This window comes from Pseudomonas sp. P135, from assembly GCF_020312125.1.
GTDB classification, from domain to species: domain Bacteria; phylum Pseudomonadota; class Gammaproteobacteria; order Pseudomonadales; family Pseudomonadaceae; genus Aquipseudomonas; species Aquipseudomonas fragariae.
Map to the genome: position 1 here is coordinate 469,220 of NZ_JAGPYR010000002.1, position 24,036 is coordinate 493,255.

General features: G+C 60.7%; 20 protein-coding genes. 10 read left to right on the top strand and 10 right to left on the bottom strand.

Annotation, left to right across the window (positions count from 1 at the left end; all coding sequences use genetic code 11):
- Positions 1-64: 64 nt before the first annotated feature.
- The 5 genes from KBY08_RS04635 to KBY08_RS04655 all read left to right on the top strand — a co-directional run bounded on the left by KBY08_RS04635 (position 65) and on the right by KBY08_RS04655 (position 6,984).
- On the top strand, positions 65-1,642 hold the full coding sequence (locus KBY08_RS04635; RefSeq protein WP_024638396.1) for a sugar ABC transporter ATP-binding protein: 1,578 nt from the start codon (positions 65-67) through the stop codon (positions 1,640-1,642).
- A 47-nt stretch (positions 1,643-1,689) separates the two neighbouring features.
- Positions 1,690-2,715 carry an ABC transporter permease gene (locus KBY08_RS04640; RefSeq protein ID WP_003370536.1) on the top strand — a complete coding sequence of 342 codons (1,026 nt, stop codon included), beginning with the start codon at positions 1,690-1,692 and terminating at the stop codon, positions 2,713-2,715.
- A gap of 302 nt (positions 2,716-3,017) precedes the next feature.
- On the top strand, positions 3,018-3,422 hold the full coding sequence (locus KBY08_RS04645; RefSeq protein ID WP_002554078.1) for a TraR/DksA family transcriptional regulator: 405 nt from the start codon (positions 3,018-3,020) through the stop codon (positions 3,420-3,422).
- A 576-nt stretch (positions 3,423-3,998) separates the two neighbouring features.
- The gene (locus KBY08_RS04650; protein WP_412548556.1) at positions 3,999-5,219 is read left to right on the top strand and encodes a methyl-accepting chemotaxis protein; all 1,221 of its coding nucleotides are present in this window, start codon (positions 3,999-4,001) and stop codon (positions 5,217-5,219) included.
- A 280-nt stretch (positions 5,220-5,499) separates the two neighbouring features.
- Positions 5,500-6,984, top strand: coding sequence for a T6SS phospholipase effector Tle1-like catalytic domain-containing protein (locus tag KBY08_RS04655; RefSeq protein WP_225651086.1), 1,485 nt, complete (start codon positions 5,500-5,502; stop codon positions 6,982-6,984).
- 19 nt (positions 6,985-7,003) lie between these two features.
- Here the strand turns inward: KBY08_RS04655 and KBY08_RS04660 are convergent, their stop codons facing one another.
- Positions 7,004-7,243, bottom strand: coding sequence for a DUF2789 domain-containing protein (locus tag KBY08_RS04660; protein ID WP_003397146.1), 240 nt, complete (start codon positions 7,241-7,243; stop codon positions 7,004-7,006).
- A gap of 443 nt (positions 7,244-7,686) precedes the next feature.
- Here KBY08_RS04660 and KBY08_RS04665 point away from each other — a divergent pair, with 443 nt between their 5' ends.
- Positions 7,687-8,154, top strand: coding sequence for a hypothetical protein (locus tag KBY08_RS04665; RefSeq protein WP_003412111.1), 468 nt, complete (start codon positions 7,687-7,689; stop codon positions 8,152-8,154).
- Between the two features lie 18 nt (positions 8,155-8,172).
- Here the strand turns inward: KBY08_RS04665 and KBY08_RS04670 are convergent, their stop codons facing one another.
- The 7 genes from KBY08_RS04670 to KBY08_RS04700 form a co-directional block, all read right to left on the bottom strand.
- Positions 8,173-8,553, bottom strand: coding sequence for a Na+/H+ antiporter subunit G (locus tag KBY08_RS04670; protein WP_111522258.1), 381 nt, complete (start codon positions 8,551-8,553; stop codon positions 8,173-8,175).
- A complete protein-coding gene (locus KBY08_RS04675; protein WP_002554071.1) occupies positions 8,550-8,828 on the bottom strand; it encodes a K+/H+ antiporter subunit F in 279 nt (92 codons plus the stop codon). The genes KBY08_RS04670 and KBY08_RS04675 overlap by 4 nt, the downstream gene beginning before the upstream one ends.
- On the bottom strand, positions 8,825-9,313 hold the full coding sequence (locus KBY08_RS04680; RefSeq protein WP_024650949.1) for a Na+/H+ antiporter subunit E: 489 nt from the start codon (positions 9,311-9,313) through the stop codon (positions 8,825-8,827). Before KBY08_RS04680 ends, KBY08_RS04675 begins: the two co-directional genes overlap by 4 nt.
- Positions 9,310-10,995, bottom strand: coding sequence for a monovalent cation/H+ antiporter subunit D (locus KBY08_RS04685; protein WP_060408940.1), 1,686 nt, complete (start codon positions 10,993-10,995; stop codon positions 9,310-9,312). The genes KBY08_RS04680 and KBY08_RS04685 overlap by 4 nt, the downstream gene beginning before the upstream one ends.
- The gene (locus KBY08_RS04690) at positions 10,992-11,336 is read right to left on the bottom strand and encodes a Na+/H+ antiporter subunit C (RefSeq protein WP_002554068.1); all 345 of its coding nucleotides are present in this window, start codon (positions 11,334-11,336) and stop codon (positions 10,992-10,994) included. Before KBY08_RS04690 ends, KBY08_RS04685 begins: the two co-directional genes overlap by 4 nt.
- Entirely contained in the window at positions 11,336-14,254 is a 2,919-nt protein-coding gene (locus tag KBY08_RS04695; protein WP_060408941.1) for a monovalent cation/H+ antiporter subunit A, read from the bottom strand. The genes KBY08_RS04690 and KBY08_RS04695 overlap by 1 nt, the downstream gene beginning before the upstream one ends.
- Before the next feature lie 194 nt (positions 14,255-14,448).
- Positions 14,449-15,384 carry a DMT family transporter gene (locus KBY08_RS04700; RefSeq protein WP_024641110.1) on the bottom strand — a complete coding sequence of 312 codons (936 nt, stop codon included), beginning with the start codon at positions 15,382-15,384 and terminating at the stop codon, positions 14,449-14,451.
- Between the two features lie 111 nt (positions 15,385-15,495).
- On the opposite strand from KBY08_RS04700, the gene KBY08_RS04705 reads away from it, so the two are divergent.
- Both KBY08_RS04705 and KBY08_RS04710 read left to right on the top strand, forming a co-directional pair.
- Entirely contained in the window at positions 15,496-16,065 is a 570-nt protein-coding gene (locus KBY08_RS04705; protein WP_024661205.1) for a helix-turn-helix domain-containing protein, read from the top strand.
- Positions 16,066-16,107: 42 nt separating this feature from the next.
- Positions 16,108-17,511: an FAD/NAD(P)-binding protein gene (locus tag KBY08_RS04710; protein ID WP_060408942.1), complete on the top strand. Its 1,404-nt coding sequence runs from the start codon at positions 16,108-16,110 to the stop codon at positions 17,509-17,511.
- A gap of 362 nt (positions 17,512-17,873) precedes the next feature.
- Here KBY08_RS04710 and KBY08_RS04715 read toward each other — a convergent pair whose 3' ends face one another.
- Entirely contained in the window at positions 17,874-18,980 is a 1,107-nt protein-coding gene (locus KBY08_RS04715) for a sigma-54 interaction domain-containing protein (RefSeq protein ID WP_003407646.1), read from the bottom strand.
- Positions 18,980-20,119 (bottom strand): FMNH2-dependent alkanesulfonate monooxygenase, encoded by a 1,140-nt coding sequence (gene ssuD, locus KBY08_RS04720; protein ID WP_011268305.1) that lies wholly within the window; start codon positions 20,117-20,119, stop codon positions 18,980-18,982. The genes KBY08_RS04715 and ssuD overlap by 1 nt, the downstream gene beginning before the upstream one ends.
- Positions 20,120-20,506: 387 nt before the next feature.
- On the opposite strand from ssuD, the gene KBY08_RS04725 reads away from it, so the two are divergent.
- Complete coding sequence (locus KBY08_RS04725; RefSeq protein ID WP_003407644.1) at positions 20,507-21,412, top strand: Ku protein; 906 nt, start codon at positions 20,507-20,509, stop codon at positions 21,410-21,412.
- A 20-nt stretch (positions 21,413-21,432) separates the two neighbouring features.
- Positions 21,433-24,033, top strand: a complete 2,601-nt coding sequence (ligD, locus tag KBY08_RS04730; protein WP_060408943.1) for a DNA ligase D — start codon at positions 21,433-21,435, stop codon at positions 24,031-24,033.
- Positions 24,034-24,036 lie beyond the last annotated feature (3 nt).

Here is a 24,036-nt window from a genome sequence, read left to right on the forward strand (position 1 = left end):
ATCGCCAGGCGCGGGAGGGCCTGCAAATGCTCTCCCGCAGCCTGCCGCTTGAGGAGTTGTGATCATGTTCGGTTCTGCTACTGCCAATCCACCCGCGCAACGCGATCTGCCGTCCGGCGACGGGGGTAGTGAGGCGCCTGATGACCAGGCCCCGTATCTGCTGGAAATCAGCCATGTCAGCAAGGGCTTTCCTGGCGTCATTGCGCTCAATGATGTGCAACTGCGCGTTCGCCCTGGCAGCGTGCTGGCGCTGATGGGTGAGAACGGAGCCGGAAAATCGACCCTGATGAAAATCATCGCGGGCATCTATCAGCCGGACGCAGGCGAAATCCGCCTGCGTGGCAAGCCGGTCCGCTTCGATACGCCTCTTTCAGCGTTGCAGGCAGGTATCGCCATGATTCATCAGGAACTTAACCTGATGCCGTTCATGAGTATTGCCGAAAACATCTGGATCGGTCGCGAGCAGCTCAACGGCCTGCACATGGTCGACCACCGCGAGATGCACCGCTGCACTGCCGAACTGCTGGAGCGCCTGCGCATTAAACTCGACCCAGAGGAACTGGTCGGCACGCTGAGCATTGCCGAGCGGCAGATGGTGGAGATCGCCAAGGCCGTGTCATACAACTCGGACGTGCTGATCATGGACGAACCGACCTCGGCGATCACCGAAACCGAAGTCGCTCACCTGTTTTCGATCATCAGCGACCTGCGTGCCCAGGGCAAAGGCATCATTTACATCACCCACAAGATGAACGAAGTCTTCGAAATCGCCGACGAAGTGGCGGTGTTCCGCGACGGCGCCTACATCGGTCTGCAGCGCGCTGAAAGCATGGACGGCGACAGCCTGATCACCATGATGGTCGGCCGTGAACTGACCCAGCTGTTTCCCGAGCGGGAAAAACCGGCAGGCGACGTACTGCTGTCCGTCAACCAGCTGAGCCTGAACGGCATTTTCAAGGATGTGAGCTTCGACCTGCGTGCCGGGGAGGTGCTTGGCATTGCCGGGCTGATGGGGTCCGGGCGCACCAATGTGGCCGAGACCCTGTTCGGCATAACTCCCAGCGACAGCGGCGAGGTACGCTTCGATGGCAAGACGGTGCACATCGGCGATCCACATCAGGCCATCGAACTGGGGTTTGCGCTGCTCACGGAGGACCGCAAACTGACCGGCCTTTTTCCATGCCTGTCGGTGATGGAAAACATGGAGATGGCCGTGTTGGCCAACTATGCCGGCAACGGTTTCGTGCAACAGAAGGCCTTGCGCGCACTGTGCGAAGACATGTGCAAAAAGCTTCGGGTCAAGACGCCGTCGCTGGAGCAGTGCATCGACACATTATCCGGCGGCAACCAGCAGAAGGCGCTGTTGGCGCGCTGGCTGATGACCAACCCCAGGGTGCTGATTCTGGATGAGCCCACACGCGGTATCGACGTGGGCGCCAAGGTAGAAATCTACCGCCTGATCTCCCTGCTGGCCAGTGAAGGCATGGCGGTCATCATGATTTCCTCGGAGCTGCCGGAGGTTCTCGGCATGAGTGACCGGGTCATGGTCATGCACGAAGGCGAAATGATGGGCATCCTCGATCGTGGCGAAGCGACCCAGGAAAAAGTCATGCATCTGGCCTCCGGCCACAAGGTTCATTGAGTTCGCACTACAGGGCTCGGTAGAAGAAGAACAAGAGGGTAACGAACATGAGCGACGCGATTCTGCAAAATAAACCAGCCATGACGCCGACCAGAAGCAAACGGCGGCTGCCCACCGAACTGAGCATCTTTCTGGTACTGATCGGCATCGGCCTGATCTTTGAGCTGTTCGGCTGGATCGTCCGCGATCAGAGCTTCCTGCTCAACTCCCAGCGTCTGGTACTGATGATCCTGCAGGTGTCGATCATCGGCTTGCTGGCCATCGGCGTGACTCAGGTGATCATCACCACCGGCATTGATCTCTCGTCCGGCTCGGTGCTTGCGCTTTCAGCGATGATTGCCGCGAGCCTGGCACAAACTTCCGACTTCTCCCGGGCGGTGTTCCCGTCGCTGACCGACCTGCCGGTATGGATTCCGGTCGTCGTCGGTCTCGGGGTCGGGCTGCTGGCCGGTGCCATCAACGGCAGCATCATTGCCATAACCGGCATTCCTCCCTTCATTGCCACGCTGGGCATGATGGTCTCTGCGCGCGGTCTGGCACGTTTCTATACCGAAGGCCAGCCGGTCAGCATGCTCTCCGACTCGTACACGGCCATCGGCCAGGGCGCGATGCCCGTGATCATCTTCCTGGTGGTGGCGGTCATTTTTCACATCGCCCTGCGTTACACCAAGTACGGCAAGTACACCTACGCCATTGGCGGTAACATGCAGGCTGCACGTACTTCGGGCATCAACGTCAAGCGCCATCTGGTGATTGTCTACAGCATCGCCGGGCTGCTGGCCGGGCTGGCGGGGGTGGTCGCCTCGGCGCGGGCGGCAACCGGACAGGCCGGGATGGGCATGTCCTACGAGCTGGACGCCATCGCCGCTGCGGTCATCGGTGGCACCAGCCTTTCCGGTGGGGTGGGGCGGATCACCGGTACAGTGATCGGTGCGCTGATCCTCGGCGTGATGGCCAGCGGCTTCACCTTTGTCGGCGTGGACGCTTATGTGCAGGACATTATCAAAGGCCTGATCATTGTCGTGGCCGTGGTAATCGATCAATATCGCAACAAGCGCAAGACCAAGCGCTGATTCAATCATCTGCATCAGAGGGCCTTTTCAGGCCCTTTTGTGCGTTGGATGTTGCAGGAACCGATTCGTTGTCAATGGGTCAGAGCCTCATCAAGCAACCTGCTGGCCAGGTCTTTCGCCCGCATTTCAAGGGTTTTACGGCAATTGTTGTACAAAAACCCTTCAATTGTGTTGCCGAGCCCGCTAGCCGGCCTTAGACTGCCGCCCCTCGTAAATTGAGTGCCAGGTGGCGCTTGGAGATTATTGGTTTGTACGGCAACGTCAGGCCGCTCCTCAATGCACGTTTTTTTATAGAGAAATAAATGACAAAGGAAAAGTTGCTGGCCATGCCGGCCGATGACTACATGAACGCCGAGCAGCACGCTTTCTTCGTCGAGCTGTTGCAGGGCATGAAGGTCGAGATCCACGAGCGTATCGAGCAGAGCCGCATTGCGATCGAGAGCCTGGACACGCCTGCCGACCCGGCTGACGCTGCTTCGGTCGAAGAAGAGCGTCACTGGCTGGTCAACGTGATCGATCGCGACCAGCGCATGCTGCCACAGTTGGAAATGGCCCTTTCGCGCATTGCCGATGACACCTTCGGCTGGTGCGACGACAGCGGCGAGCCAATCGGCCTCAAGCGCCTGCTGATCAGCCCGACCACCAAGTATTGCATCGAGGCGCAAGAGCGCCACGAGCAGATCGACAAGCACCAGCGCCAGGCCTGATACGCAGGCAGCCGCGACTGAGTGACCAGACCGGGAGGCAAGCAATTGCCTCCCGGTTTTGTTGTCCCCGGAATTTGTCGAAAACACTTTGATCGCCACCGCTCGGTCGCTACGACCAACAGCGCATGGCACAAGGCCGTTATCTGGCGTTTAATAGCGTCATAACGACAATGACAGACGGGGTGACGCAACATGGCCGAGAACCTATCCATGGCAGCCGGATTGCCGCTGGCCGATACGCCCGACGCTGCATCCAGGTGGTGGGTGCCGGCGGTGCAAAGCGTTGTCCTGTGCCTGCTGTTCGGCGCCATGAGTGTTGCGGGCCTGTCGCTGTATGTTGTCGTTCCTCTGGCCTTGCTGGTGGTCTGGTTGCCGCGCCTGGTGCGCAGCCGGCCAACGCTGCCGCAACGCGCGTTGGCTGACAGCGATATCGCCTTGCTGACCCGCGACCTGTCGCGCACTACCAGTCATAACGCGCTGTCCGCGGCCCAGGTGGCATTTTCGGTCGGGCACCTGGCTGGCAAGGTGCAGTCGCAACTGGGTGCTGCCGAACAGATCGTCAGCAGTGCCGAGCAGATGATCGCCACCGAACAACAGACGGCCCAGTTGAGTCAACAGGCGTTGGTTGCCGCCAGCGAGGCGCGGCAGCGCAGCGAATCGGGCAGCGGCGTGCTGAATGAGTCCATCGAACGCATGCACCGCCTGAGCAAGCGTGCCGTCGGCAGCCGCGAGTTGATCGAGGCGCTGAGCCAGCGCAGCGAAGAGATCCAGCGTGTGACGCTGGTCATTCAGTCGATTGCCAGCCAGACCAACCTGCTGGCGCTCAATGCCGCCATCGAAGCGGCGCGGGCTGGCGAGCACGGACGCGGTTTCGCCGTGGTTGCCGACGAAGTCCGTGGTCTCGCTGGCCGCACTGCCAGCGCCACAGGCGAGGTAGGGCAGATGGTCGCGGATATTCAGCAGCGCACCGCCCAGGTCGTGGAGCAGATTCGCGAGCTGTCGTCCGATCTGGATATGGGGGTCGAGCAGATCGAGCTGACCGGCGAGCACCTGGGCAATATCGCCCGGCTTGCGGTCGAGCTGGAAAGCCAGGTTGGCGAAATCGCTCAGGGCGCGCGGAGTAATCAGGATCAGTTGGCGAGCCTGTTCGACGCTGTCGAGCATATGCGCAGTGATCTTGCCGTCAGCGATGAGCAGACCCGGCAACTGGCCAGGTCCGCAGTACAAATGGAGGGGCAGGCCGAGACCATCAGCCAGCGTCTGGCGCAGGTTGGTCTGGATGAATACCACCAGCGCATTTATGACCTGGCCCGTGAAGGCGCGCGAATGATCAGCGAAAAGTTCGAGGCCGATATCGAACAGGGGCGGGTCAGCCTTGATGACCTGTTTGATCGTAACTACAAACCCGTCGCCAATACGTCGCCCACTCGGTTTACGACGCGTTTCGACCGTTACACCGATCAGGTATTGCCAGCACTGCAGGAACCGCTACTGTCTCGCCATGAAGGTCTGGTATTTGCCATCGCCTGTACCCAGCAGGGCTATGTGCCGACGCACAACAATGCCTTCAGTCAGCCCTTGACGGGCGACGCGACGTTGGATAACGCGCGCAATCGAAGCAAGCGCAAGTTCGATGATCGCACCGGCATTCGCTGTGGCAGCCACCAACAGCCGGTCCTGCTGCAAACCTACACGCGAGACACCGGCGAACTGATGCACGACCTGTCCGTGCCGATCATGGTCAACGGGCGACACTGGGGTGGTCTGCGCCTTGGGTACAGGCCGCAAGGCCGCTGATGTGTAAGCGATCATTCAGGTCGGTAAGCCCGGCAAGGGAGCTGGCCTTTTAGTTGGTCTTTTTAACGCAAGAACGCATCAAAAAAGTTATCGCTGCGTGTGTGTAGGTTTCTATTCATAAATAATAAATTCATGGCTACAGATGTTGTAGGAGTTGTCTGAAAAGACGCAACATGACTTGACTGCTCACTGTCTTTAAGCAAGCTGTTTAAATCAACGTTATTTACGTTTTGATTTAAGTGCGGCCTTTTCTTGGCTTGCCTCTAAGGACGGAAAAGTTATGAGCGATAAACGGAGTTTTCAACAGTCAGCAGTCCTTTCAGATGTGGTCACGCGGCGCGTGACGGCGCGAGTAGGCATTTTCTTCGACGGTACGGGAAATAATCGCTTCAATAGTCAGATCGGGGCCGACTGCCAGGCATTGATCGAGATCAATGAGGGGCAGCACATTAAAGCGTGTGCGGGTCGTCATGTTCAGCCTGGCAGTAGTTACAATAATGATCCGAGCAATATAGCCAGACTGGTCGATATCTACCGCCTGCAACCTGTTGCCGAAAATGACGGTGACGGCCTGAAGGTGTATTACCCGATCTATGTAAGCGGGGCCGGCACTACTTCCGGTGGACGTGATTCGGTATGGCCGGGGCAGAGTTTCGGTCGCGGGGCAACCGGTGTGATCTCCAAAGTGGAAAACGCATTCAAAAAGCTGGCGTCGGTATTGAAGGCGTTCCCCCGCGACAACCCCGATTGTGTGCTGGACGCGCTGGAACTGGACGTGTTCGGCTTCAGTCGAGGTGCAGCGTCGGCCAGGCATCTGGTCAATGAAATTCTCAAGCAGCGTTCGGGCATGCTCGAGCCGATACTCGAAAGCCGCAAGGTCAGGTTGAGCGACCGTTTCAGCTGGAGCAACGGCAGCGTACGGCTCAAGGTTATCGGTCTGTTCGACACCGTTGCAGCCATAGGCAGCTTCAAGGATATGGGCAATACCCGCGATGCGAGCAACAGGAGGGTCAATCTGTACCTGCCTCCGGGGTGCGCGCAGCAGGTGTTGCATCTGGTGGCCCGCGATGAATCCCGGCGCAACTTTGCGTTGAACAGCGTCCTGCCCGTGTGGCCCCGGGAAATTGTTCTGCCCGGTGCATATTCCGATATCGGTGGTGGTTATCCTCCACAGATGGAAGAAAACGTACTGCTCACGCGCCCTCGCGGCAGTGTGGTCAGCCGTGGCAGTCCGTACGAGGCGGCACCGAGCTGGAAGGAGGCACAGGCTGAATTAAGCCGAATGAATCGCGATCACTGGATCGACCCGCTCGATAGCCAGGCCTGGCTGAGGGTTCAGGCATGCGAGAGCAAGTGTTATCCGTGCAGGAAAAGTTTGAATGGCATGAGTACGGTCGTTGCCGCAGTGGGCATGAGCCGTCAGGTGTTTGGCCACCTGTCGAGGGTATCGTTACTGGTCATGCACACATTGGCGTGTGACGAGGGCGTGCCTTTCGACCCGGTGCCACAAGCACCTGAATTCCAGCTTCCTCCCGAGCTTGAGAACATTTCTACCCGGTTGATTGATTATGCGCGAGGCGGGTCTTACCTGCTGGACAGCCATGAAGAGGCATTACTGCGCTGGCGCTACATCCATCAGTCTGCGCACTGGAATGCAGTCGTCGGCAGAGTGGGTACTTTTGGCGACGCTGTTTTCGTCCACGCACCACAGCCAGGCGGCCGGATATTGCATCCCAATATCGGCCAGCCCGGTTATCCGCAATAGGTATCAACGCCCGAGTGGCTCACTCGGGCTTTTTGTGAAGGCGCACGTTGAGTTCGTCGACCACCATCGCCCATTCGGCATCTTCGTGCAGCTGTTCCTTGAGAAAGTCAGACTGACGCGGCGTCCAGAACTCTGCGTCGATCAGTTTGACGTCGTCGGGCAGAGGATGGCTGGCGATAAACTTTTCGATGCTCTCATCATCGGAGTCAAGCCCCAACTGTTCGAACAGGTCTTTGATGGTAGTTGTAGTCTGTTCCATGTCATCTCCTCGCCGGGGGGTATCCCCGTATTCATCAGTTCTTATGGGAGTGGTGGGTACGGGCAAGAGTTCGATGCATTTAGCTGTGCAGGAAAAGATGGCTTTTTCTACAGTGGATATAAATGCTATGTTTCCGCTATCGCAGGATGCACCCAACGCAGGCTGGAACCCGTCCAGCCTTTGCGCCGTGCCCGGGGTGGCCGCTATTTTCAGGGCCCCAGCGCTTGCGCGACACTGCTGTGTACAAAAGGTATATATCCCGTAGCAGCCATGAGCCGGTAGAATCCGCCACCCGCCTGCACAAGGTGTGCGGCGGCGCTGTCTGCGTTTCTGCGTGCAGCATGCCGGACAATCTCCGGCCACATGAAGCGGTCTATGGATGAATCACTTTCTCGACTGCCCTGACATCAGGCAGCCTCATTTCATGTTTGAGGGTTTGTACTTTGGCTGTAAGTAATCTGGATACCCACGCCTTGTTCGTGCTCGGCGACCTCCGCGCACAATTGGTCAAGCAGTTCCAATCCCGTTTTGTCTACATCACCGAGCAATCAGCCGAAGGCATTTATATCGCTGAAATCGACACCGAAAGCGCCTTGGTCGTCGACGACAAACCTCGCCTTGAGCTAAAGGTGGGCGACCATTTTCGCGCGTCTGTCCTGCCCAGCCGCGAGGGCGGCAAGCTTGAATTGAAATTTCGTGAAATCAAGACCACCGTGTACGGGCTGGGTGAATATGCCTTCGTCGATATTCCCGAGGGCCACGGTATCGTGTTCAAGGAAGGTCAGACCGTCTTCATGGTCTTCGCTGCGAAAGAGCAACTGCAGATCGGCATGAGCAAGCTTCTCAAAGGCGCCGTCGGCAAGGCCGCCAAATGGCGCAAGGGCGAGCTGACGTTCAAGGCCAGCGAGTAACACTGGCCAGGCATCGACTCAGCCGCCTGCTGATTCTCCATTGCCGTTACCACTGCTGATTTCCGCGGGCACATCGTCACCGGCCATGCGCTTGCGGAACAGCGCTGTGCGCGCCAGCAACAGGGTGGTCACCGGTACCGTGATCGCCAGCAATACCGGGATCAGCCAGGCGTGGATCACCGGTTCCGACTTCAGCGCCGAGAAGTAGATGATCGACGCCAGCGCAACGCACCAGGCGCCCAGCGTCGACGCCAGGGCGGGCGGGTGCATGCGCTGGAAAAAGTCCTTGAGGCGCAGCAGCCCGAGCGCGCCGGTCAAGGCGAACAGGCTGCTGGCGATCAGCAGCCCGGCGGTCAGTATTTCCACCCAGAAGGGCACTGTATTCGGCAGTCCTATCATTCGATCACTTCTCCGCGCAGCAGGAACTTGGCCAGAGCGAACGAGCCGACGAAGCCGAACAGGGCAATCAGCATGGCCGCTTCGAAGTACGTGTCACTGGCGTAGCGAATGCCAAGCACCAGCATCATCAGCATGGCAATGATGTACAGATAATCCAGCGCCAGTACCCGGTCCTGGGCCGAAGGTCCCTTGAGCAGGCGCAGCAGGGTGATCACCATCGCCAGGGCGAAGATCAGCAGGCTGATCAGGATGGCGTTGTCGAGCAGTGCACTCATTGAAAGATCTCCATCAACGGTCGCTCATAAGTGGTTTTGAAGTGCTCGATGAAGTGCGCTTCGTCCTCCAGATCGAAGACATGCATCAGCAGCACGCTGCGATCCAGTGCCAGCTCCGACCACACCGTTCCCGGCACTACCGTGGTGACCATCGCCAGCGCGGCGAGGCCGTGGGCGTCGTGCAGGTCCAGTGGAATGCGCACGAAAGCCGAGCGTGGCGGACGGCTTTCGAGCCGCCAGACGCTCAGGCCGACCTGCACGTTGGAGACCACCACGTCGCGTCCCACCCGCCACAGAAACTTCAGGATCGTGCCGGGTTTGCGAATACGTACCGGCAGCGGGCGCAAGGGGGCCATCAATATTGGGGCGAGAAACCCCAGCACCGCGCCCAGCAGCAGGTGACCGGGGCTGATCGACAGATTCAATACCAACCACAACAGCCAGAGTGCCAACGAGAGCAGTGGGGCGGGAAACAGGCGCTTCATGGCTGCTCCTCCGGATCTGCTTGCTGGCTGGTGGGGCCGGGTATCGGGCGTGTGGCGAGCACTGACTGCACATACTGTTTGGGCTCATGCAGCGCTGCGGCGGTGTCCTGGGTGTAGCGCAACAAGGGCTCGGCCTTGAAGGTCAGCGCGATGCACAGACCCAGAAGAATGATGATCGGCAGGCATTCGTTGCGACGCAGCATTGGCGAAGGGCGCTCGTGTGGCGTCCAGAAACGTTGCGTGCCGAGCCTTGAAAAAGCGATCAGCGACGCCAGCCCGGAAAAGATCAGCAGGCCGATCAGCATCCATGCCTGAGTGGAAAGCGCCTCATCCTTCGCGACGTCCAGGCCCAGCGGGTTCATCAGGGCACTGATCAAGGTGAGCTTGCCGATGAACCCCGAGAGCGGCGGCATGCCGATGATCAGCAAGGCGCAGGCAATGAAACTCAGACCCAGAAAAGCCATGGTCATGGGAATGACCTGACCGACCACGACCTTCTGTTCGTCGTCCAGGTTGGCACCGGGCGGCGGATGCAGAGATTCCAGGGTACGAGGCAATTGATCCACGTCGTATTCCAGAGGGATCTCGTTGGCCGAGCGGGAGCGTTCGATCAGTTCGCCCAGCAGGAACATGGCACTCAGCGCCAGCGTCGAGCTGACCATATAGAACAGCGCGCCCGAGGTCAGGCTCGGCTGGGCGAAGCCGACGGCGGACAGCAGAATGCCCGCTGACACCAGTATGCTCAGGCTGGCGAGGCGCTCCAGGCGCTGGGCGGCGATGATGGCGATGGCCGCGGTGAAAATCGTCGCCATGCCGCCGTAGACCAGCCAGTCGCCGCCGAAGAATGCCGACGCACCGGCCTGACCGGAAAACAGCAGGGTCCACAGGCGCAGCAGGGTATAGACACCCACTTTGGTCATGATCGCAAACATTGCCGCTACCGGCGCGCTGGCTGCCGAGTAGGCGGGAACCAGCCAGAAGTTCAGCGGCCACATGCCAGCCTTGGCCAGGAACGCCGTGGCCAGAATCGCAGCTCCGGCATGCAGCAGGCCCAGATCGGACTCCGCCACCTGCGGGATCTTGATGGCCAGATCGGCAAAGTTCAGCGTGCCGGTCACCCCGTAAATCAACGCAGCGCCGATCAGGAACAGCGACGACGCCAACAGGTTGATCGAAATGTAATGCAGCCCCGTCGACACCCTTGCCCGGCCAGAGCCATGCAACATCAAGCCGTAGGACGCTGCGAGCAGTACTTCGAAGAACACGAACAGGTTGAACAGGTCAGCGGTCAGGAACGCACCGTACAGCCCCATGAGCTGGATCTGGAACAGCGCGTGGAAGCTGGCACCGGCCCTGTCCCAGCGAGCCAGCGCGAACAGCAGGGCGCAGACCCCGACGATCCCGGTCAGCACCAGCATCATCGCTGAGAGGTGGTCCACCACCAGCACGATGCCGAACGGCACGCCCCAGTTGCCCGGCAGGTAGACACCGATCGAGCCGCTGCTGCCGCTGTGTTGCACCCAGAGAAACAGCACCACGGAAATGCCCAGCCCGAGGATGCTGGAAAACAGATTGATACGGCCCTTGAGCGGCCGGTGCTTTTCACCCAGCCAGAGCATCAGCCCGGCGGTCAGCAGCGGCAGCAGGATGGGCGCGATGATCAGTTGGTTCATCCAGCTCATGCCTTGGGCTCCCGGCCATCTACGTGGTCGGTGCCGGTCAGGCCTCTGGAGGCGAGCAAGACCACCAGAAACAGCGCGGTCATGGCGAAGCTGATGACAATCGCGGTCAGCACCAGCGCCTGTGGCAACGGGTCAGTGTAATTGAGCAGGTCCTGAGGAATGCCGTCCTTGATGATCGGCTCTCTGCCGATGAACAGGCTGCCCATGCTGAAAATGAACAGGTTGACCCCGTACGACAGCAGGCACAGACCCATGACCACCTGAAAGGTACGTGGCCGCAGGATCAGCCAGACGCCCGAGGCGGCCAGCACGCCGATGGCGATTGCAATGACTTCTTCCATCAGAGGATTCCTTGCGGGTTGGCGACAGGCTTGGGCAACTGCGTCGGCCGATGGCTGCGCACCGACTGGTGCGCCAGTGCGGTAAGAATCAACAGCGTCGAGCCGACCACCACGGCGTACACGCCGACATCGAAGAACAGCGCGCTGGCGATGTGAATGTCACTCAGGATCGGCAAATCGACATGGGCGGTGTGGGTGGTCATGAACGGATAACCCAGCAGCATCGAGCCCGCGCCGGTCAGCACCGCGCATAACAGGCCTGTGCCCATCCAGCGTAGCGGGCGCAGGCTCATTTGCGCCTCGACCCACTGGGTGCCTGCCACCATGTATTGCAGGATGAACGCCACCGACATCACCAACCCGGCGACAAACCCGCCGCCGGGCTGGTTGTGGCCGCGGACGAACAGGTACATCGAGATGATGAAGGCAATCGGCAGCAGCAATCGAACCAGCGCTGCCGGAACCATCATGAAGCCGAGCGCGGTATCGCTGGCGCTGCGCGGGTTGACCAGATCCGTCACCACATCACGGGCCAGCAGGCGCTGCTGGGCGGGCAGCAGAATGCTTTCCTTCGGTGGGCGGAAGCGTCGCAACAGGGCGAACACTGTCATGGCGACCGCCGCCAGCACGGTGATTTCGCCAAACGTATCGAAGCCGCGGAAATCCACCAGCATCACGTTGACCACGTTGGTGCCGCCGCCCTGGGGCAGCGCGCGACTCAGGTAGAAGGACGAGATGGCGTTGGGCGTCTGGCGGGTCAGCATGGCGTAGGAGAGTATCGCCATGCCCAGCCCCACGAGCACTGCCAGGCCGAAGTCGCGTATGCGCCGGGTACGGGCACGCAGGCGTGCGCTGAGCGGGGCGACGTCTTCATTGCGTCGTGGCAGCCAGCGCAGACCGAGCAGGATCAGCACGGTGGTCACCACCTCCACGACCAGTTGCGTCAGCGCCAGATCAGGGGCCGAGAACCAGACGAAGGTGATGCAGGTCATCAGCCCGCAGACGCTGACCATGACCAGTGCCGCCAAACGGTGATATTTACCTTGCCAAGCCGCACCTATGGCGCAGGCAATCGCGATCAGCCACAGCGTGACAAACACCCCGGAACCCGGAATCTTCGGTCGGTCGCCCCAGGTCAGGCCGCTGAAATACATCGGAATGAAACCGCCCAGTACCGCCGCGAGCACCAGCAGAAACAGTTGTGGCTGCAGGCGGCGAGTGCTGACCTTGCGTTCGAAACGGCGTGCCCAGTGCATCATCACCACCTGACTGCGCTCGAAAAAGCGCTTGCCATTGAGGCGTCCCACCAGCGGCGGGGCGGTGATGCGCTCGTGCTTGAGCGGCTTGCGCAGCAACAGGTACAGAATGATACCGCCCGCCATCGCCACCAGGCTCATGACCATTGGCAGGTTCCAGCCGTGCCAGATCGCCAGGCTGTACTCGGGCAGTGTTCCACCGACAACGGGGCGCGCAGCGGCGGCGAGCAGGGGAGCGACCGATTGCGCCGGGAAAATCCCCACCACCAGACACGTCAGCACCAGCAGTTCGACCGGCGCACGCATCCAGCGCGGCGGTTCGTGGGGCAAGTGGGGCAGATCCTTGGCCGCCGGACCGAAAAACACATCGACGGTGAAGCGCAGCGAATAGGCAACGCTGAAGATCCCGGCGATGGTCGCGATCACCGGCAAGGCAATCTCGACCCATGCAGTGGCGGAAATGAACACGGTTTCGGCAAAGAACATTTCCTTGGACAGAAAGCCGTTGAGCAGCGGCACGCCGGCCATCGAGGCGCTGGCGACCATCGCCAGCGTCGCGGTGTAGGGCAGCAGCCTTATCAGGCCACTGAGACGGCGGATATCGCGGGTCCCGCTCTCGTGGTCGATGATGCCGGCGGCCATGAACAGCGACGCCTTGAAGGTCGCGTGGTTGAGAATATGGAACACCGCGGCCACCGCAGCCAGCGGGCTGTTGAGGCCGAGCAGCAGGGTGATCAGGCCCAGGTGGCTGATGGTCGAGTAGGCGAGCAGCCCCTTGAGATCGTTCTGGAAGATGGCCGCGTAGGCGCCGAGAATCAGCGTGCAGGCACCCGCGCCACTGACGATCCAGAACCATTGCTCGGTGCCGGACAGCGCCGGCCACATGCGCGCCATGAGAAAGACCCCGGCCTTGACCATGGTCGCCGAGTGCAGATACGCCGACACCGGCGTGGGCGCGGCCATCGCGTGCGGCAGCCAGAAATGGAACGGGAACTGGGCGCTTTTGGTCAGTGCGCCGATCAGAATCAGGGTCAGTAACACCGGGTACAGGGCGTGCGCACGAATCGCGTCGCCGGAGGCCAGAACACGGTCAAGATCATAACTGCCGGCCACATGGCCGAGGATCATCATGCCTGCCAGCAGCGCCAGACCGCCCGCGCCGGTAACCATCAGCGCCATGTAAGCGCCGCGTCGGGCATCGGCCCGATGGTGCCAATAGCCGATCAGCAGGAACGAGAAAAGACTGGTCAGCTCCCAGAAAAACACGATCTGAATCAGATTGCCGGACATCACCAGACCGAGCATGGCGCCCATGAAGGCCAGGAAAAACGCAAAGAAGCGCGGCACCGGGTCGTCCGGCGACATGTAATAGCGGGCATACAGCGAAACCAGCGCACCGATGCCCAGTACCAGCATCGAGAACAGCCAGGCGAAGCCATCGATACGCAGAACGAAGTTCATGCCCAGGCTTGGCAGCCAGAAATACTCTTCACGAATCACGCCGCCGTCGGCGATCTGCGGGAACCACAAGGCCATCTGCACAGCGCCGATGAGAGCGATCAGACCGGCCAGAAATGATTCCGCGTTACGCGCGTTGTGCGGCAAAAAGGCCGCCAGACAGCTGCCGATGAAAGGCAGAAGCAGTAGAACTATCAGGGACATAGGCTTCTAATCTGCAGGGGAATGTCAAGCATCATACGTGCCAGACACTCCGATACCAAAGGGACGGTTTCCGAAATTTCCTACAAAAAGTGTCTGCTTTTTTAATTCAGTAAATAATTGCTTCTAATGCAGCGAAAGGTCGTTGACGCAGTTCCGAGGAAACAAGGTGTTTCATGGCTGGCAATACCCGCTGTTCATTCAGCTTTGCGCGCGCCTTGTTGTCCTTCCTCTTCGTCGACAGTGTTGTGTTCATCAGGCGCAGAACGCCGTTTCATTTCGCTGACGATCACCCCGGCCACGATCAATGCCGCACCCAGCAGGGCGATGCCCGGCAAACGCTCGCCGGCGAGTCTTCCGACAATGCCGGCCCAGACCGGTTCACCGGCATAAATCACCGTGGCGCGGGTCGGCGAAACACTTTTCTGTGCCCAGTTCATGGCGATCTGGATCGCCGCACTCATGGTCCCAAGCCCCACAGCGCTGAGCACCAGCAACCAGGAAAACTCCGGCAAGTGTTCCTGGGTGGGCACGATCATCAGAAATGCCAGCGCCGATGCGGTGGCCAGTTGCACCACGGTGACTCGACGCACATCGACCTCACCGGCATAGGCACTGATCATGATGATCTCGGCGGCGATGGCCACCGTGCTGATCAGTGTCACGATCTCGCCGGAACTGAGTTGCAGAGACGCTCCCTGCGGCCCGGCTACCAGCATCAGCCCGGTGAAAGCGAGGATGATGCCCAGTGTCGGCATCAACCCTGGTCGCCGGCCCAATACCAGCCATTGCAACAACGGCACGCAGGGCACGTAGAGTGCCGTGATGAACGCCGACTGACTACTGGGGATGGTCTGCAGTCCGATCGTCTGCAGGCCGTAGCCGAGCATGATCGCGGTGCCGATGAAGACACCGGCCTTGAGTTCGAGAAAGGTAAGACCGCGCAGCACCTGCATTGAAAACAGCGCTACGATAAGCGCTGCGGCGGCAAAGCGCAGACCGACGAAGAACATCGGCCCGCTGACAGTCATCGCATGCTGGACCAGCAGAAAGGTGCCTCCCCAGAGCATGGTGATCAGAATCAGTACGGCTTCTGCCTTGCTGATGCGGGGTATGCGGCTGATAGACTTCATGTCAGCTCCGGATTCCTGTTAATTGCCATGTGCGCGATGAGAGGCTGAACACCCTGACAGTGTCCCTGGGCTGGGCAGTATAATGCGCAACGGTTTGATGTGAGCACCAGCATGCACAAAGAAAATTCCCAGCGCCCTCCGGTGCTGCAGCACGTCAGCCAGAACGTGCGGCGTCTGCGTACCAGTGCGGACCTCAGCCAGACGGCGCTGGCGGAAAAGTCCGGGGTCAGCCGACGCATGCTGGTCGCTATCGAGGCCGGCGAGAAAAACGTCAGCCTGGCGACTCTGGACCGCGTGGCCGAAGCCCTGGAAGTGGCGTTCAGCGACCTGATCCAGGCGCCCGAAAATCGTGATTACAGCCGCATCAACGAGCTGGCATGGGCCGGTACTATCGCGGGCAGCAAAGCGGTGTTGCTGGCCAGGGCCGTTGCCCGGCGCGAGGTGGAGTTGTGGGAATTCTGTCTGCAGCCTGGGGACGCCTATGTCTCGGAGGCCGATCCCGATGGCTGGAGTGAACAGGTCTACGTCGTCGAAGGGCATCTGACGTTGCGCTTTGCCGACCCTGCGGCCATGCAGCAGGTAGGGGCGGGCGAGTTCTTCATGTTCCCCAGCAATCAGCCGCACCGCTACTGCAACGACGCCGATGTGCCCCTGCGCTTCGTGCGTAACGTCGTGCTCTGACCTTCCCATTCTTTTACAGCCACCCCAGCGAGGCACTGTTCGATGATCGAAGATTCCCACCAGACGGCTGACATTCTGATCATCGGCGGCGGTCTGAGCGGGACCATGCTGGCGGCGCAACTGCTGCGCAGACCGGGCCGGCGCCGAATCCTGATCATCGAAACCCGCAGCGAACTCGGCAGGGGCGAGGCCTACAGTGCGACGGAGCCGGGCCATACACTCAATGGCAACGCTGCACGGATGAGCGTCGATCCGGACAACCCGGATGACCTCACCCAGTGGCTGACTGACTATCTGGCTGCCGGTGGCTGGCCTGAAGCCGCCGAGCAGAGGGTCCCGGTCGCCGAGCTGTTCCCGCCGCGCGGTGTGTTCGGGCTTTATGTCCAGCAGCGACTGCGTGAAGCCCGAAGCGCTGGTGAAGCCTTTGGCTCGACCGCCGTGCATGTGCCCGGCGAGGCAGTGGACCTGCAGGTCGATGCAGATGGCGTGAGTGTCTCGCTGGCTGACGGTCGTAAGGTGCATGGCAGCCGGGCTGTGCTGGCGACCGGCATGTACGCGGCTTCACGCACCCCGCGACGTGATTCGAACGAGCTGAACACGGCAGCACTGGACCCCTGGGATGTGGCGGTGATGAGAAAGCTCGATCCGCAGTCGAGGGTGCTGATCATCGGCTCGGGGCTGACCATGGTCGATGCGCTGGTTTCGCTGGAAACGGCCGGACATCGTGGGCCCATCCAGATCTTTTCCCGGCACGGCCTGTTGCCGCATGTCCGGCGTCAGCCGCCGGAATGGTCTGATTTTCTCGCTCAGGACCCGAGTATCCGCAGCACTCGGCAACTGGTGCGCAAAGTGCGCGAACAGTGCGAGCTGGCCATCGAGAGCGGCATTGACTGGCAGGCCCCGCTGGACACTGTGCGCGCCAACGTCGGCCGGCTGTGGAATCAGGCCAGCGATCAGCAGCGCCGCCAGTTCGTCCGTCATGTAAGGCCTTGGTGGGAGAGCCACCACCATCGCTCCCCGCCACCGAGCGCTGCGCTGCTGGCGCGGCTGATCAGGCAAGGGCGGTTGAGTATTGACGCGGCCTCGTTGCAGGGCGTGGCCAGCCTGCCGTCAGGTCAGGTACAGATCAGCGTGCGTCGGCGCGGTGAGAGTCAGCCGACGCAGATCACCGGCGATGCGCTGATCAACTCCACCGGCATCGAGTACGACTGGCGACGCGTGGATCGCCCGTTGCCCCGGCAGTTGCTGGCACGTGGGCTGATCCAGCCCGGCCCGCTGGCACTCGGCATCGCTGCCGACGCTGCGGGCGCAGTACTTGACGCACACGGTCAGTACTCGGCACGCCTGTTCGCCATGGGCCCGCCATTGCGCGGCATGTGGTGGGAAAGCACCGCAGTAACCGACGTGGCGATCCAGGCCAAGGCGCTGGCGATACATTTGTCGTAAGGCACCGCCTGCTCAGAAGAGGACGCAGAGCGTCCGGAAAGGCATACCCACGCGGAGCATGGGTACGATAGTGTTCTCGCGAGCACCTATCGTTCCTCACGCTCCAGCGTGGCAATGCCGTTCATGGCGCTCTGCGTCAGCTCTTGGCGCAGCGCCGCGGAGCATGGGTACGATAGTGTTCTCGCGAGCACCTATCGTTCCTCACGCTCCAGCGTGGCAATGCCGTTCATGGCGCTCTGCGTCAGCTCTTGGCGCAGCGCCGCGGAGCATGGGCACGATGGTGTTCTTCCGGACAGCTATCGTTCCTCACGCTCCAGCGTGGGAATGCCGTTCGTGACGCTCCGCGTCATCGGTCTGCGCCTTCACACCGACAGGTGCAGCATGCGGTCGCCCTGGACATTTTCACCCGGCCTGCGTTTGTTGACCGCCAGTTCGCCAATCTTGATCAGACGTGTGCGCGTGACGTTGCGGGTCAGGCCCAGCAGGCTGGCCGTGTGCACCTGGTTGTGGTGGCAGAAGCGATAGGCGGTTCTGAGCAACGTATCTTCGACCTTCTCGTGCAAGGCACCGGCCTGTTCTTCAAACAGTTTCTGAAACGCCCGGTTGAGCAGTTGCTCGGCGGATTCGTCAGGCGGGTTGTGTTCATCCTGACGCTCGATTCTAAGGTTCGACATGCGCAGGTCATCACGCTGAATGACACCTTCACGGCACACCAGCAGGGTGTGATGGATGACGTTTTCCAGCTCGCGAATATTGCCTGGCCAGCTGTAGGTCTTGAGCTTGTGCTCGGCTTCGGGGCTGATCCGCACCGGACCATGCCGCAGCCGCTGGCTGTAGACCTCTATGAAGTGCCGGGCCAGGGGCAGGATATCGCCCGGCCGCTCGCGCAGCGGGCTCAATTCCAGATTAACCACGTCGAGCCGGTAGTAAAGGTCCTCGCGGAAATGCCCGGCGTTGATGGCCTTTTCCAGTTGCACGTTGGTGGCTGCGAGCACCCTTACATCAATGGGCACACTCTTTCGCGAGCCCAGACGCACCACTTCACGCTCCTGAAGCACGCGCAGCAATTTGACCTGCAAGGTCATGGGCAGGTCGCCGATCTCATCGAGAAACAGCGTGCCGCCGTTGGCCTCTTCAAACCAGCCGGCCTTGGCGCTGATCGCTCCGGTGAACGCGCCTTTTTCGTGGCCGAACAACTCCGCCTCGATCAGGTTCTCGGAGAACGCGCCGCAGTTGACCGCCACGAACGGTTTGTCGCGGCGGGCGCTCAGTTCGTGGACGTGGCGAGCAACCAGTTCCTTGCCGGTGCCGGTCTCGCCGATGATCAGCACACTGGCATCGCTGGGCGCAACCTGGCGTACGTGAGCGAGCAGGGCTCGCGACTTGGGGTCTTCGAACACCTGCGCAGTGGCCCTGATCGAGGTGGCCAGCGCAGGCGAGTGGGGTAAGGTCAGCAGTTGCCCGGACATCACTTGGCCTGCGGGGGCAGATCGTTGGCGATCATTTCGCCGAACGGGCCCGTCAGGTTGGTGATGCCGCGCCCGGCGAGGCTGGCGTAAGGCTCAGGCAGCAGCGGGAAGACCAGTTCGGCGAAGCGGTAGGCTTCTTCAAGATGCGGGTAACCCGAGAAAATGAAGCTCTCGATGCCCAGGTCGGCATATTCCTTGATGCGTGCCGCGACCTCTTCGGGATTGCCGACCAGCGCCGTGCCTGCACCGCCGCGCACCAGGCCGACACCGGCCCACAGGTTGGGCGCGATCTCCAGGTTGTCGCGGCGCCCGTCGTGCAGCGCGGCCATGCGCCGCTGACCTTCGGAATCAAAACGCGAAAAGGACTTCTGCGCTGCAGCAATGGTGTCATCGCTGATGTGTTCGATCAGCGTGCTGGCGGCTTTCCAGGCTTCTTCGCTGGTTTCGCGCACGATCACGTGCAGGCGAATGCCGAACTTCACGGTGCGTCCCTTGCGCGCTGCCCGTTCACGTACATCGGCGAGCTTCTGCGCTACGGCTGCCGGAGGCTCGCCCCAGGTCAGGTACACGTCCACCTGATCGGCCGCAAGGTCATGCGCCGCGTCGGAGGAGCCACCGAAGTACAGCGGCGGGTAGGGTTGTTGAATCGGCGGGTAAAGCGCCTTGGCGTTCTGCACGCGCAAGTGCTTGCCTTCGAAGTCGACCGCTTCGCCCTGCAGGACCCGGCGCCAGATTTTCAGAAATTCGTCGGTAACTTCATAGCGCTCACTGTGGTCGAGAAAGCTGCCATCGCCACGGTTTTCGTCCGGGTCGCCACCGGTCACCACGTTGATCAGCAGCCGGCCGCCGGAAAGACGATCCAGCGTGGCGGCCATGCGTGCCGAGACGGTCGGCGAGATGATCCCGGGGCGGATCGCCACCAGATACCTCAGGCGCTCGGTCAGCGGCACCAGCGCCGAGGCGATGACCCACGAATCCTCGCAGGAGCGACCGGTGGGGATCAATACACCGTAATAACCCAGGTCATCGGCGGCCTGCGCCACCTGTTTCAAATAGTTGAGGGTGACGGGACGTGCGCCCTTTGTCGTGCCCAGATAATGGCCGTCGCCGTGAGTCGGAAGAAACCAGAAAACGTTCATGACAAATCCTTGGAAGTAATCAGCCAGGTGAAAGCTGACGGGACCCGCTGTCGGTTGGCAGACACCTCACCAACAGCGTTCGGGGTGGGGCCATTTATAGAACGTCTTTTTTATTCCGCAAAAGAACGTTAAACCATATTTTTAGACCCTAAATGCATATAAGGGCCGGGCAACTTTGCATAACCTCGCGCAGCCCTTGCACTACGAGGCTTTGACGGAGGTACGACCCGGATCCCTATCCCGGCTATCAGGAGCCAAAACGTTGACAGTTGATTCTTCAGGATAAAAAACTCGTTCAGCACAGCGGGTTTCCCGGCGCTCGTCAGGCGGCCGAAACTTTTCTCCGACCGGCCCTGTCACCTTTCCAGGACCAACAGGAGTCAGACCATGGCAAGGGCAATCTGGAAGGGCGCAATCAGCTTCGGGCTGGTGCATATACCGGTCGCGTTGGTTTCGGCGACAACGTCGACCAGTGTCGACTTCGACTGGCTCGACAAACGCAGCATGGACCCGGTCGGCTACAAGCGAATCAACAAGGTCACCGGCAAGGAAGTCACCAGCGAAAACATCGTCAAGGGCGTGGCATACGAGAAGGATCGCTATGTGGTACTCAGCGAGGAGGAAATTCGTTCCGCGCACCCCAAATCGACGCAGACCATCGACATATTCGCCTTCGTCGACAGCCAGCAGATCCCTTTGCAGAACATCGACACGCCTTATTTCCTGACGCCCGACAAGCGCGGCGAGAAAGTCTATGCGTTATTGCGCGAAACCCTGGTCGATACTAAAAAGGTCGCGCTGGCTAACGTCGTGCTGCATACCCGCGAACACCTGGCGGCGGTCATGCCGCTGGAGTCGGCGCTGGTGATGGTGATCCTGCGCTGGCCTGCCGACGTGCGTGAACTGGACACACTGGAACTGAGCGACGCGGTGACCGACGCCAAGTTGAACAAGAGCGAACGTGACATGGCCAAGCGTCTGGTCAAGGACATGAGCGCTGACTGGCAGCCTGAGCAGTATCGCGACACTTTTCAGGACAAGATCATGCACTTGGTCAAGACCAAGGCAGACGAAGGCGAGATCGAGGATGTCGAGACCGATCCGGCCGAGGAAGAACGCAAGAGTGCCGATGTCATCGACCTCACCGACCTGCTGCGACGCAGTCTGGCGGGCAAGGGCGGGGCCGGTAAAGCCAAGACGAGCAAGCCTGCGGCGAAGGAAAAACCGGCCGACAAGGACAGCCCCAGGCCCAAGCGGCCCGCCGCGCGCAAGAAAACCAGCAAAGCCTCTTGAGCCCTACGGAGTGACCGGTGATGGCCAAGCCCGCCAGTGAATACACCCGCAAGCGCAATTTCGATATCACCTCCGAGCCTGCGGAGAGCAAGCGTAAGGGCAAAGGCAAGTCGCAGCCTGGCGCGCTCGGTTTCGTGATCCAGAAGCATGACGCACGGAACCTGCACTACGACTTTCGACTGGAACTCGATGGCACGCTCAAGAGCTGGGCCGTGCCCAAAGGTCCGAGCCTGGACCCCACGCAAAAGCGTCTGGCGGTGCATGTCGAAGACCATCCGCTGGACTATGCCGGCTTCGAGGGCAGTATTCCGCAGGGGCAGTACGGTGGCGGTGATGTGATTGTCTGGGACCGGGGTGTCTGGCAGCCGCACGGTGATCCGCAAAAGACCTACGAGGAAGGCAAACTCAAGTTCACCCTGGTCGGCGAGAAACTCAGCGGTGACTGGGCGCTGGTGCGTACCCGGCTCAAGGGCAGCGGCAGCAAGGAACAGTGGCTGCTGATCAAGGAAAAGGATGACGTCGCGCGACCTGCTGCCGAGTACGACATCACCCATGAGCAGCCGCAAAGCGTGATCAGTGGAGCTCATGTCGGCAAGCAACGCGGCACCTCGAAAAAGTCCGGGGCCAGCGCCGCCAAAGCCAAGGCCGCGACACCCGCCGCAGCAAAAGCGTCAACGCCCGCTGCAAAGCCGGCGCGCAGGAAAGCGAAATCGGCTTTCCCGGACACGCTTGTGCCGCAACTGGCGACGCTGGTGGAGGCGCCGCCAGCCGGTGACTGGCTGTACGAAATCAAATTCGATGGCTACCGCATGCTGACTCGTATTCAGGGCGACGATGTGCGGCTGTTCACCCGCAACGGGCATGACTGGACCGAGCGGCTGCCGGAACTGGTCAAGGCGCTCAAGGGCATGAAGCTGCGCGACAGCTGGTTCGACGGCGAAGTGGTGGTTCTCGATGAGCAGGGGCTGCCCGACTTCCAGGGCCTGCAGAATGCCTTTGACGCGGGCAACAGCAAGGACATTCTGTATTACCTGTTCGACATGCCGTTTCTGAGCGCGGAGGACCTGCGTGAAGTGCCGCTTGAGCAGCGTCGTGATGCCTTGAAACAAGTTCTCGACGCACAGAAAAGTCGCCTGTTGCGTTACTCGGATGCCTTTCAGGCAGGCCATCAGGACATTGTCGCCAGTGCTGCGGCAATGGGCCTGGAAGGGGTGATCGGCAAGCGTGCCGGCAGTGCGTACGTCAGCAAGCGTAATGCCGACTGGATCAAGCTCAAATGCCGCTTGCGACAGGAATTCGTGGTCGTCGGCTACACGGCGCCTCAGGGCAGCCGATCGGCGTTCGGGGCCTTGTTGCTTGCGGTCAATGCCGGTGAGGACGGGTTGATCTATGCCGGGCGGGTCGGCACCGGATTCACTGAAGTGAGCCTTGAGCAACTGCATAAACAGCTGAAGAAGTTGCAGCGCAAGGAATCACCGCTGGTCAAAAAGCTCTCCGCGTCCCAGGCGCGTGGCGTGCAGTGGGTGGCGCCGCAACTGGTCTGCGAAGCCGAGTTCGCCCAGTGGACCCGCGAAGGCATTGTGCGCCAGGCTGCCTTTGTCGGGCTGCGTAGCGACAAGCCCGCCAAGGACGTGGTGCGTGAAGACGCTCAGCCTGCCAAAGTGGCCAGCCAGCCCCCAACCACAACGGCAGCGCCCAAGGCACGCAAAAAGGCCGCGCAGGGAAAAGTTGATGTGGCGGGCACCGGCATCAGTCATCCGGACCGCGTCATCGACAGCAAGTCCGGCACCAGCAAGATCGAACTGGCGCAGTTTTACCAGTCCATCGCCGACTGGATTCTGCCCTGCCTGAACAAGCGTCCCGTGGCTCTGCTGCGCTGTCCGGAGGGCATCGACGGTGAGCAGTTTTTCCAGAAGCATGCCGAACATCTGGCGATCCCGCACATCAGGCAACTGGATCGTGCCCTGGACCCCGGGCATGCCGCGCTGATGGAAATAGATTCGGTGCCGGCACTGGTCGGTGCTGCGCAAATGGGCGCCATCGAGCTGCATACCTGGGGCGCGACGCGTGACAGAATCGAAACGCCGGACCATTTCGTGCTGGACCTTGATCCCGATCCGGCACTGCCCTGGCGCAGCATGATCGAGGCCACGCAAATGGTGCTCGCCGTGCTGGAAGAACTGGGGCTGGAGGCTTTCCTCAAGACCAGCGGTGGCAAGGGCATGCACATCATTGTGCCGTTGGCGCGCCAGGCAGACTGGGACACGGTAAAGGCGTTCGCCAAGGCCATCGCCGAGTTTGCCAGCCGTCAGCTGCCGGAACGCTTCACCGCCACCATGGGGCCGAAAAACCGCGTCGGAAAAATCTTCATCGATTACCTGCGCAACAGCCGCGGCGGCAGCACCGTAACCGCCTACTCAGTACGCGCCCGGCCAGGGTTGCCGGTCTCGGTGCCGATCGCGCTGGATGAGCTGGCGGGTCTGAAGTCTTCGGCACAGTGGGACATCACCAACCTTGAGCAGCGTTTGAAGCGGCTCAAGGACGACCCGTGGGCCGGTTACAGCAACCGGCGCAAAATCACGCAGAAGATGTGGAAGCAACTGGGTGCGAAACGGCCTTGAGGC

Excerpts from the sequence above, each read along its gene's own strand:
- KBY08_RS04715 (WP_003407646.1), bottom strand. The coding sequence starts at position 18,980 with ATGTCCGGGCAACTGCTGACCTTACCCCACTCGCCTGCGCTGGCCACC.
- ligD (WP_060408943.1), top strand. The coding sequence starts at position 21,433 with ATGGCCAAGCCCGCCAGTGAATACACCCGCAAGCGCAATTTCGATATC.
- KBY08_RS04695 (WP_060408941.1), bottom strand. The coding sequence starts at position 14,254 with ATGTCCCTGATAGTTCTACTGCTTCTGCCTTTCATCGGCAGCTGTCTG.
- KBY08_RS04635 (WP_024638396.1), top strand. The coding sequence starts at position 65 with ATGTTCGGTTCTGCTACTGCCAATCCACCCGCGCAACGCGATCTGCCG.
- KBY08_RS04690 (WP_002554068.1), bottom strand. The coding sequence starts at position 11,336 with ATGGAAGAAGTCATTGCAATCGCCATCGGCGTGCTGGCCGCCTCGGGC.
- ssuD (WP_011268305.1), bottom strand. The coding sequence starts at position 20,119 with ATGAACGTTTTCTGGTTTCTTCCGACTCACGGCGACGGCCATTATCTG.
- KBY08_RS04645 (WP_002554078.1), top strand. The coding sequence starts at position 3,018 with ATGACAAAGGAAAAGTTGCTGGCCATGCCGGCCGATGACTACATGAAC.
- KBY08_RS04725 (WP_003407644.1), top strand. The coding sequence starts at position 20,507 with ATGGCAAGGGCAATCTGGAAGGGCGCAATCAGCTTCGGGCTGGTGCAT.
- KBY08_RS04685 (WP_060408940.1), bottom strand. The coding sequence starts at position 10,995 with ATGAGCTGGATGAACCAACTGATCATCGCGCCCATCCTGCTGCCGCTG.
- KBY08_RS04710 (WP_060408942.1), top strand. The coding sequence starts at position 16,108 with ATGATCGAAGATTCCCACCAGACGGCTGACATTCTGATCATCGGCGGC.
- KBY08_RS04705 (WP_024661205.1), top strand. The coding sequence starts at position 15,496 with ATGCACAAAGAAAATTCCCAGCGCCCTCCGGTGCTGCAGCACGTCAGC.
- KBY08_RS04640 (WP_003370536.1), top strand. The coding sequence starts at position 1,690 with ATGAGCGACGCGATTCTGCAAAATAAACCAGCCATGACGCCGACCAGA.
- KBY08_RS04675 (WP_002554071.1), bottom strand. The coding sequence starts at position 8,828 with ATGAGTGCACTGCTCGACAACGCCATCCTGATCAGCCTGCTGATCTTC.
- KBY08_RS04660 (WP_003397146.1), bottom strand. The coding sequence starts at position 7,243 with ATGGAACAGACTACAACTACCATCAAAGACCTGTTCGAACAGTTGGGG.
- KBY08_RS04670 (WP_111522258.1), bottom strand. The coding sequence starts at position 8,553 with ATGATAGGACTGCCGAATACAGTGCCCTTCTGGGTGGAAATACTGACC.
- KBY08_RS04700 (WP_024641110.1), bottom strand. The coding sequence starts at position 15,384 with ATGAAGTCTATCAGCCGCATACCCCGCATCAGCAAGGCAGAAGCCGTA.
- KBY08_RS04650 (WP_412548556.1), top strand. The coding sequence starts at position 3,999 with ATGATCGCCACCGAACAACAGACGGCCCAGTTGAGTCAACAGGCGTTG.
- KBY08_RS04680 (WP_024650949.1), bottom strand. The coding sequence starts at position 9,313 with ATGAAGCGCCTGTTTCCCGCCCCACTGCTCTCGTTGGCACTCTGGCTG.
- KBY08_RS04655 (WP_225651086.1), top strand. The coding sequence starts at position 5,500 with ATGAGCGATAAACGGAGTTTTCAACAGTCAGCAGTCCTTTCAGATGTG.